Source organism: Gallibacterium faecale, assembly GCF_027920745.1.
Classification (GTDB): Bacteria; Pseudomonadota; Gammaproteobacteria; order Enterobacterales; family Pasteurellaceae; genus Gallibacterium; species Gallibacterium faecale.
Map to the genome: position 1 here is coordinate 1 of NZ_JAQIBB010000031.1, position 2,177 is coordinate 2,177.

General features: G+C 35.6%; 2 protein-coding genes. Both read left to right on the forward strand.

All coding sequences use genetic code 11. The features are described 5' to 3' along the window. Positions 1-123 precede the first annotated feature (123 nt). Complete coding sequence (gene hflD, locus PF272_RS02135) at positions 124-750, forward strand: high frequency lysogenization protein HflD (protein ID WP_065234699.1); 627 nt, start codon at positions 124-126, stop codon at positions 748-750. 18 nt (positions 751-768) lie between these two features. Further along, positions 769-2,136, forward strand: coding sequence for an adenylosuccinate lyase (purB, locus tag PF272_RS02140; protein ID WP_271141436.1), 1,368 nt, complete (start codon positions 769-771; stop codon positions 2,134-2,136). Positions 2,137-2,177: the final 41 nt, after the last annotated feature.

Sequence of the window (2,177 nt, forward strand, 5' to 3'; positions counted from 1 at the left end):
TTTTTTCCGCAATATAGTCTGAAGATAGCTTTAAAAAAAGCAGGATCAGTGTTATATTCTTGCACCTATTTTGCCTCATATTCAAATCAATAATTTAATACATAAAGAAAGGTTCTTCTCCTTATGGTCGATTATGCGAATTTAGCAATAGCTTTAGCCGGCGTGTGTCAGTCTGCAAAGTTAGTTCAACAATTAGCTCATCAAGGAAATACGCCAGAACAAGATTTACTCGTGACGTTAGAAAGTTTATTGGTCATTCAACCAAAAGAGATTATTGATATTTATGGCGGTAATTTAGAGAATTTAAAATTAGGATTAACGACATTACTAGAACAGCTTAATGGGCAGCATGGGAGATTAGATGCTGAATTAAGCCGTTATTGGTTAAGTTTACTTGCTTTAGAAAGTAAACTTAATAGTAATGGCGAAAAGAAGCAGCAATTAGCTGATAGAATCCAATATTTACCAACTCAATTAGAATTTCACGATGGTTTAACTGATAGTTCTATGTTAGCGGTATTAGCTGGCATTTATGTGGATATTATTAGTCCTCTTGGGGCTAAAATTCAGGTAAAAGGTGTTCCAACATATTTACAACAACCTGAAATTCAAAATCGTATTCGAGCTTGCTTATTAGCGGGCATTCGCTCTGCTGTATTATGGCGTCAAGTTGGCGGTTCAAAATGGAAATTGCTTTTTTCACGTCGTAAGTTAATCCAAGCAGCTCAACAACTGTACTCATCCCTTTAATAAACGGAGTAACTCTTCATGCAATTCAATGCTTTAACTGCACTTTCCCCACTCGATGGTCGTTATCAAAGTAAAACAGATGCTTTACGCTCTATTTTTAGTGAGTTTGGCTTATTACGCTTTCGTGTGACTGTTGAAGTTCGTTGGTTACAAAAATTAGCGGAAAACAGTGCAATTTCTGAAATCCCTCTTTTATCAAAAAAAGCAATCGATTACCTCAATGATATTATTGCTAATTTTGATGTGCAGGATGCACAACGCATTAAGGAAATTGAAGCAACAACTAATCATGATGTGAAAGCGGTTGAGTATTTTCTAAAAGAAAAATGTCAATCTTTACCTGAGTTGGCAGCAATTAGTGAATTTATCCATTTTGCTTGTACTTCGGAAGATATTAACAACCTTTCTCATGCATTAATGTTAAAAACAGCACGAGAAGAGGTTATTTTGCCTGAATGGAAGAAGATTATTGCGGAAATTAGTCGTTTAGCAGAAACCTATAAAACTATTCCATTGCTTTCTCGTACACATGGTCAGCCAGCTTCGCCAACCACTGTAGGAAAAGAGATGGTGAATGTGGCTTATCGTTTACAACGCCAATATCAACAACTACAAAAAGTTGAAATTCTCGGCAAGATTAATGGCGCGGTAGGTAACTATAATGCACACTTATCGGCATATCCAAACTTAGACTGGCATTTATTTAGTCAACAATTTGTGGAAAGTTTAGGGATTGATTGGAATCCATATACTACACAAATTGAACCACACGACTATATTGCAGAATATTTTGATTGTGTAATGCGTTTTAATACGATCATGATCGATTTTGATCGTGATATTTGGGGCTATATCGCATTAAATCATTTCAAACAAAAAACGATTGCAGGTGAAATTGGGTCATCAACGATGCCACATAAAGTGAATCCAATTGATTTTGAGAATTCAGAGGGTAATTTAGGGGTAGCTAATGCGGTAATGGCACATTTAGCACAAAAGCTACCAATTTCCCGTTGGCAACGAGATTTAACAGATTCAACCGTATTACGTAATTTAGGTGTTGGTTTAGGGTATAGTTTGATTGCTTATGCATCTACTTTAAAAGGAATTAGCAAGTTAGAAGTAAATGAAGATCATTTACGTGCTGAATTAGACCAAAACTGGGAAGTGCTTGCAGAACCAATTCAAACGGTAATGCGTCGTTATGGGATTGAGAAACCATATGAGAAATTAAAAGAATTAACTCGTGGCAAACGAGTTGATCAACAAACGATGCAACAGTTTATTGATAGCTTAGATATCCCAGAAGATGAAAAAGCACGCCTCAAAGAATTAACTCCAGCAACTTATATTGGTGCAGCAATTCAGTTAGTTGATGCGTTCTAAACTTTAAGTATTTTTCGTAAAAATAAAGCCCAAATGTAATA

Bases quoted from the DNA above. Each gene is read 5' to 3' on its own strand.
- hflD (WP_065234699.1), top strand. From the start codon at position 124: ATGGTCGATTATGCGAATTTAGCAATAGCTTTAGCCGGCGTGTGTCAG.
- purB (WP_271141436.1), top strand. From the start codon at position 769: ATGCAATTCAATGCTTTAACTGCACTTTCCCCACTCGATGGTCGTTAT.